At 43.6% G+C, this 7,848-nt stretch carries 7 protein-coding genes; all 7 read right to left on the reverse strand.

From position 1 onward, the window contains the following. Window positions 1-154 precede the first annotated feature (154 nt). Genes WKT20_RS17085 through WKT20_RS17115 form a run of 7 tightly spaced genes read right to left on the reverse strand, consistent with a single transcriptional unit; the run spans window position 155 to window position 7,636 of the window. Window positions 155-616 carry a hypothetical protein gene (locus WKT20_RS17085; RefSeq protein ID WP_022053121.1) on the reverse strand — a complete coding sequence of 154 codons (462 nt, stop codon included), beginning with the start codon at window positions 614-616 and terminating at the stop codon, window positions 155-157. A gap of 35 nt (window positions 617-651) precedes the next feature. Further along, window positions 652-2,460 (reverse strand): V-type ATP synthase subunit I, encoded by a 1,809-nt coding sequence (locus tag WKT20_RS17090; protein ID WP_340417786.1) that lies wholly within the window; start codon window positions 2,458-2,460, stop codon window positions 652-654. After that, a complete protein-coding gene (locus WKT20_RS17095; RefSeq protein WP_007560286.1) occupies window positions 2,457-3,062 on the reverse strand; it encodes a V-type ATP synthase subunit D in 606 nt (201 codons plus the stop codon). Before WKT20_RS17095 ends, WKT20_RS17090 begins: the two co-directional genes overlap by 4 nt. Before the next feature lie 17 nt (window positions 3,063-3,079). Then, a complete protein-coding gene (locus tag WKT20_RS17100) occupies window positions 3,080-4,399 on the reverse strand; it encodes a V-type ATP synthase subunit B (RefSeq protein ID WP_007560284.1) in 1,320 nt (439 codons plus the stop codon). 24 nt (window positions 4,400-4,423) lie between these two features. Continuing rightward, window positions 4,424-6,181 carry a V-type ATP synthase subunit A gene (locus tag WKT20_RS17105; protein WP_117702985.1) on the reverse strand — a complete coding sequence of 586 codons (1,758 nt, stop codon included), beginning with the start codon at window positions 6,179-6,181 and terminating at the stop codon, window positions 4,424-4,426. Between the two features lie 15 nt (window positions 6,182-6,196). Beyond that, window positions 6,197-7,036, reverse strand: a complete 840-nt coding sequence (locus WKT20_RS17110; RefSeq protein WP_007560281.1) for a DUF2764 family protein — start codon at window positions 7,034-7,036, stop codon at window positions 6,197-6,199. Window positions 7,037-7,045: 9 nt separating this feature from the next. Continuing rightward, entirely contained in the window at window positions 7,046-7,636 is a 591-nt protein-coding gene (locus WKT20_RS17115) for a hypothetical protein (protein ID WP_340417787.1), read from the reverse strand. Window positions 7,637-7,848 lie beyond the last annotated feature (212 nt).

A 7,848-nucleotide genomic window follows, 5' to 3' on the forward strand; every position in this document is an offset into this window, starting at 1 on the left:
GCCAATAGTAACGAAAAGATACAGAGATGTTTCTTTTTCAATACGATACGAAATCATATTCCACCATAGAATCATACATAAAAAAGTCCCCGCTGTACACTAACAAAGAGTGTGCAGCGGGGCAAAGTAAATAAATTAAAAAGGATTCTGAAGATTATGCCAAAGCAGATCCCATCAAGAAGGTAGCAGCCAAAGCTACGATTGCATACAATTCAGGGAATACGGCCAAAATCAATGTATTACCGAATACGTTGTGTCCCTGTCCGATAGCTGCGATACCATTGGCACAAACTTGTCCCTGACGGATAGCTGAGAACAAGGCTACCAAGCCCAAGCCAATACCTGAACCCAATACAGCACAAGCCTGAATACCGGTAATTTCCGGAGTCAGTACACCAAAAATACTCTGGAACATAAAGTAACCGGCAAATCCATACAAACCCTGAGTACCAGGAAGAGCTGTCAATACCAGGAAGTTACCAAATGCACTGTCGTTCTTTTTCAATGCACCGATAGATGCGTTACCTGCAATGGTTACACCATACGCACTACCAATACCAGACAAACCTACCATAATTGCGATGCCAATATAGGCAATCAAAAGATTCATTTCCATAATTATTTGTTTTTTAGTTTTTAATACTTTGTTTATTAATTCTTGAAAGGATTATATTCCTTTCCTCCTCCTTCGTATCCGGCATTCTTGAAGAATTCCACGAAGGTCAAACGCATCGGATGTACCATGGCTCCCAACACGTTCATAAAGATATTGATGGCATGGCCGATGACAAAGATCAATACCATCACAATCGGACCAGCAATCACGTTGTCCGGGCTCATACCTACCGCCAGACTGTTAAACACACTGGCCAGGATGCCACCTGAAAGTCCTAAGGCAAACAGACGGACATACGACAGAATATCACCTAACAGACCGGTAGCCATATTATAGCTATCCCATAATCCCAAACCGATATTCACAAAAATATTCTTGTCAGGACTGTTATACAGATAAGCCATCAAGCCTCCTATAGCCAATAATATCAGATGTACTGTTCCCCCCATTGCCATCAGTCCAGGAGCTGCAAAAGCCACTGCCGTGCTGACCAGAATCAGAATCCAGCCAATAGTCGCAATCGCATACTTCATACCAAACTGAATAGTCTGGTTTACAGCCTTCAGTATCATACCAAAAATAATCTGCACACCTCCCAAAATCAGAGAAAGGTTGAACATTTGCTGGTTGTCCAGCGAAATAGTTTCCTTTAATGTCTGGAAGAAAGGAACCTGAATGTCATACAGATTAAATCCAAAGCATGTACCCGTGAGTAAACCACAAACCATTGTCGAAGCTCCTAAAATCTGCACCAATGTCAGGATGGGCTTCATTGAGGCGCTCAGTTTCTTGGCAAACAGACGATACGAGGTTACTGCCAATAACATGAACAAGCCATAACCGGAATCGCCCAGACAGAGACCGAAAAACAACATAAAGAATGGAGCAAAGAACGGTGTCAAGTCCAGTTCATTATATTTCGGCAGCATATACAGACGCATGATAGGCTCAAACAGTCTGAAGAAGCCTTTGTTTTCCAACAGGATAGGCACATCATCCTCCGGTGTCGGAGCAGCCGTTTCATAATATACCTCCTGTGTACGAAGGTATTCGGTCATTTCCGGCAGACGTTCCGAAGGAATCCATCCTTCCAGCAACATCAGTTTATTGTCGGCCAAAGCATCCGTGCTGAGTACGACTTTCGAGAACTCAATCTGAGAATGTACCTGATGCTGGGCAGCCTTCAAATCAGGAATCACCGTTACAGCCAAGTCTTTCAATTTTTCCTGAAGAGCTGTCTGCTGTGCTTTCAAATCGGTCACCTTTGCTTGTAAGGCTGAAAGTGAACTATCCGGCAACTTAGCCATTTCTATTTCCAGTTCCGGCAACACCATTCCTTTTGTCACTGTGACAAAATACATCTTCGAGCCAATCCGGTTGATGACTGTTGCGTGATACAAGTCTACCCATTCCGGCTTAAACTGCTTTTCGGAGCAAATATAAAAGCCCATCTGATAGCCAGCTTTACGCAAACGAGATATATTTTGTGGATCAAAATCACCCCATGGTTCCAACGTAGCCAACTCTTTCTCGGCAGCCTGTACACGATGCGTAAGTTGCTGTGACTGTTGCAGCAACTCATCAGTCTGCTTTAAAGCTAGTTCTCCTTTGGCCGCATCTCCTTCACGCACTTCGGCAGAAGCCGTTTCCATACTCTGCAGCAATTTGATAGCCGCAGCATAACGTGCAGACAAACGGATACTTTCCTGCAAAGCTGCATTCTCAGCACCTCCCTGTGCTTTTGTGGCTACATGTACCACTCCCAGGTCACGGATATTTTTCAAAAAGCAATCATACTCTTTATGGTATACCAAAAAAGTAACTTGAGTCATTTTTGCAATCATTCTTCCGCCTCCTTTCTTTTCTCCTGGATAGACTTCAAAATCTTTTGAGAGGATTTTGATAAGTTTTCCTCGTCTTCCATAAAACGTTTGATTTTCCGCAAAGCGTCCTGATAGCCCGGAATCTGCACTTTTTCAAAAAGGTTTACTTTCTGAGTCGTTTTCTTACGTGCATGTTCCAGCAAATCCAGCTTGGCAAGAGCAAACTCTCTTTCAATGGCAGTCTGGGCAAGTTTTTTCAATAGATGAATACCGTCGGCATACCACTTCGGGCTACAGAACAAACTAAATGGCCGGATATCAAACTCCACCTCATCCAGCAACGGAACCCGGACACCCGCAATCTTCCGCACACCCAGATGCACATCTTTCACCCTTACCAATGAAGCGTCAAACTCATTCCAAAGGGCATGCATGTGCTCGTATGACGAGATTTGCGTTTCCAGTCGCTCCTCCAATTCGGCAGCTTCTTCCTTACAGCGTTTCACTTCCATGCGCAGAGCACTCTCCTTATTTTTAATGATAGGGAGAGTACGCACACGGACCTTCAGCTGCTTTTCAAGCTGTTGCAAAGAGGTCTTGTTATACTGAAATTTTATTGCCATTTTAAAGTCTTATAATTTTATTTCTTCCAATACTGATCTACGAACTCTTTCTTGATGTTCACTTCTTCCGGCTTGAAGTATTTGCTGAACAAGCCCCAAGTTACATCCAGCATTTCTGTCGTATTCAAGTTCACATCAATAGCCAGCAGCTGGTTGGCATAATCCTTGGCAAAGGCCAGCGCACGTTCGTCGTAGTTGGTCAGGTCGAAACCGTTTTCCATCTTCGTCTTGGCATTCGCCGCATCGGCATACAGACGTACGGCCGCATTCATCACCTGCGGATGATCCTTACGTGTCTTCTTACCACTTACCAGCTGTTTCAAACGTGACAATGAACGGAACGGGTCGACAATTACCTTACCAATGTCACTATCACGACGCAAGAAGAGCTGACCTTCTGTGATATAACCGGTATTATCCGGAACTGCATGAGTAATATCACCACCGGAAAGAGTAGTCACCGCAATGATGGTAATAGAACCACCGCTCGGGAACTGTACAGCTTTTTCGTAAATTTTAGCCAAATCAGAATACAAAGAGCCCGGCATAGAATCCTTTGAAGGAATCTGGTCCATACGGTTAGACACAATAGCCAACGCATCGGCATACGAAGTCATATCGGTCAGCAGTACCAATACCTTCTGGTTATGTTCTACGGCAAAATATTCAGCCGCAGTCAATGCCATATCTGGAATCAACAGACGTTCTACCGGCGGATTCTCTGTCGTATTCACAAAGCTGATGATACGGTCCAGCGCACCTGCATTCGAGAATACATTCTTAAAGTAGAGGTAGTCATCGTTTGTCATACCCATACCTCCCAGAATAATCTTGTCTGTCTCTGCACGCAGAGCTACGTTCGCCATTACCTGGTTAAAAGGCTGGTCAGGGTCTGCAAAGAACGGAATCTTCTGTCCGGATACCAGTGTATTGTTCAAGTCGATACCGGCAATACCCGTAGCAATCAGCTCAGACGGCTGTTTACGACGGACCGGATTCACTGACGGACCACCAATTTCGACTTCGGTACCTTCTACTTCCGGTCCCCCGTCAATCGGTTCACCGAAAGCATTGAAGAAACGTCCGGCCAGCTGGTCACTCACTTTCAGCGTAGGAGACTTGCCCAAGAATACCACCTCTGCATTGGTCGGAATACCTTCCGTACCTTCAAACACCTGCAGAGTCACTTCATCTCCGGCAATCTTCACCACCTGCGCCAGCTTGCCGTTCACCATAGCCAGTTCGTCATAACCAACCCCTGTTGCTTTCAGCGAACAGGTAGCCTTGGTTATCTGGCTAATCTTTGTATATATTTTTTGAAAAGCTTTTGTCGCCATTTTCTACCCATTTATTGATTTCACTTATTTTACTTTTCTTTCGGCAACCAGCTCCTGCAACTGTTTCTGGAATTCCACATATTGCGGAGAACGGAACTGTGCATAGTTCATCTGCTTGCAGATATTGATCATCTTCTTGAAGAAGTCCATTACTTCCACGAAATTATCAAAGCTGAAATCGGTATGGCAAATATCAATCACCATATTTACGATTTCTTCCTGACGTTCCATCGGAGTTACCGCATCCACTTCATCAAAGGCATCCTGCTGCAAAATGACAAAGTCAATCAATTCTGACTTCCAGAAAATCACGTGATATTCTACAGGCACACCGTCATCACCCAAGATGTTAATCTGTTCGGCAATTTCCTTACCACGCAACAGACGAGTCTTCAGTTCAGTCACCTTACCCGTCCATTCTGCGTTGATATGTTCTGTGATATACGCTTCAAATTCAGGATACTCCAAATACTTAGAATAAGAATCAATCGGGTTTACAGCCGGATAACGTTTACGGTCGGCACGTTCCTGTTCCAATGCATAGAAACAACGGGCTACTTTCTTCGTATTTTCTGTTACCGGTTCCTTCAAGTTACCTCCGGCAGGTGATACGGTACCGATAAAGGTAATAGATCCCGTCGATCCATTGTTCAGGTGTACATATCCTGCACGGCCATAGAAGTTAGAAATAATCGCTGAAATATCCATCGGGAAAGCATCGGGTCCAGGAAGTTCCTCCATACGGTTAGACATTTCACGCAAAGCCTGTGCCCAACGTGAAGTAGAGTCGGCCATCAGCAAGACTTTCAATCCCATGGCACGGTAGAACTCGGCCATTGTCATGGCAGTATACACAGATGCCTCACGAGCCGCAACCGGCATGTTAGAAGTATTTGCCACAATGATGGTACGTTCCATCAACTTACGTCCTGTATGCGGGTCGACCAGTTCCGGGAACTCTGTAAAGATTTCTACCACCTCATTGGCACGTTCACCACAAGCCGCGATAATTACGATATCAGCTTCTGCCTGTTTGGAGATGGCATGTTGAAGCACCGTCTTACCCGTACCAAACGGTCCCGGAATAAATCCTGTACCACCTTCTACAATCGGGTTCATTGTATCAATCACACGTACACCCGTTTCCAGCAGTTTGTAAGGACGCGGTTTCTCCTTATAATTGGTCATGGCTTTCTTTACCGGCCATTTCTGAATCATATTTACCGGAATGTCATTACCCTCTGCATCTGTAAGTACAGCTACGGTATCTTCTATTGTATATTCTCCTTCCTCTACTATGGACTTTACTTTATAAGTTCCCTGCAATTGGAAAGGTACCATAATTTTCAACGGCTGATGATTTTCTTCCACTTCTCCCAACCAGGCAGACGGTCCCACTTCATCACCCGCTTTTACAATAGGCTTGAACAGCCATTTCTTTTCCTTGTCCAACGGATAAGTATACTGACCACGTTTCAGAAATACTCCCTCCATTTTATCGAGGTCATTCTGCAACCCGTCATAATTCTTCGAAAGCATGCCAGGTCCTAATGTCACTTCCAGCATATGGCCTGTAAATTCAGCTTCCGCACCTACTTTCAGTCCACGTGTGCTTTCAAAAACCTGCACATACACATTTTTTCCCACCACCTTAATTACTTCGGCCATCAGGCGGTCACCTCCGGTCGAGATGTAGCAGATTTCATTCTGCGCCACCGGACCGTCGACTGTCAATGTAACCATATTGGCGATTACGCCTAAAACAGTTCCTTTTGTTGCCATTCTATTTTATTTTTACTATTTTCTAAACTCTTCCGGAATCTGTACCTCTTCCTTCAGATGCTGAATCATCTGGCGGAACAGTTCATTTCCTTTTTCTTTGTCCAGTGAAATCCATCGTTCAATCATTTCCAGTTGCAAGAGGAAAACAAACAAACGCTCTACCGTGAAATAATTAAAGAACGACTCGTCTTCCAGCCATTTCCAGGCCAGCAAGTCTGTCTTCTTTTCACGCTCCACCAGTTCCTCCATTTCCGCAATGCGCTGCAATTCTTCCATGTAAGCCAGTTGCTCTCCCAATCCGAAATCACGGGCATTCGAAGTTCTCAGCTGCTCGCACACTTCCGTGTCTCCCACAATCCGGGAAGCCACCTCCATCTTGTATTTGCGCAAAATAAAAGCAGAGAGGATATTGTTCACATTCAGACTAAACTCAAACCAACGGCTTATAAAACGATTTCCACATTTCATGGCATACGCATAATAGGCAGCCGCCAGCGCCTCCTCTGCCACGAAATGCTCCTCACCTGAATTTTGTAGATACAAAGCGATGAAATCATACAGATAAGAAGGGAACTTTTTCTCGCAAGCATCTCCCTGGCGAACAGCCTCTATCAGAAGCAGCAATTCTTCTGCCGAGAAGTTACCTCGTTCATCAATTCCTGAATCTTTGTCTTTTAAAAGTTTCAACAGATTTATATTATCAAATTTCAGGTAAAACAAATCAATCAGCTTTTTGTCTTTATCAGACAGAGAAGGATAAAGTTCAGATTTAAAGTTTTCAACGGTATAACTCAGTTTGCCATCATCCAATGACACAGACGGCAAACCAGCTACCAGATAATAATAGTTGCTCATGCCACTGGATTAAAACAACATTTTGACTAACTGAGGACGAAGGAATTCCTTGAAATAGTTTTCAAATTCTTCCTCTCCAAAATTTACTTTATAGGAACCATCCGCAGGTGAAATAGAGAATAACATCTTCATTCCGTTCACCTGATTAATAGTTACCCCTTTATCCAGCAAAGCTTTTGCCTTAGCTGTAAAATATTTTTTCAGACCGTCCGCATCTTTCACCGAGATTTCAATCGGTTCATTTGCCGACCATTTTTCAGCCAGTGCCAAAATAAATTTATAAAGGAACTCTTTGTCAGCTGTGAATCCTTTTACCGTTTCTTCAACTGTTTGATTAGTCAACAAGTTTGCTACTTCCGTCTTCAATGCATTTACAGCTTGTCCGGCAAAAAGTTTCAATTCTGATTTAGTATTCTCATTCAATTCGTCGGCTGTCTTCTTTGCTTCAGCCAATATAGACTCAGCTTGCTTTTTTGCATCTTCAATCAGTTTTTCCGCCTGAACCTGAGCCTCGCTCACAAGGCGTTGAGCTTCCTCATTTCCTTTTTCCACCCCTTCACGGTAGATTTTATCAGTTAGCTCTTGAATCTTGTTTTCCATGATGATTTTATATTTATTAAAGATTACTGCATTTATATGAGTTTTTTAAAACCGCCCAAATATAGCAACTTTTTCATTCAAAGCAATTATATTCATCATGAATATTGTCTGAAATATCGCTAAAAGCAGCTCAAGTTACATTATTGTATACTGAAGCAATCATTCCCGACAAGTATATACACAAAAAAGCCCCGAAGCGTTTCCGCTTCAGG

Source organism: Phocaeicola sp. ICN-14070, from assembly GCF_037892625.1.
Classification (GTDB): domain Bacteria; phylum Bacteroidota; class Bacteroidia; order Bacteroidales; family Bacteroidaceae; genus Phocaeicola; species Phocaeicola plebeius.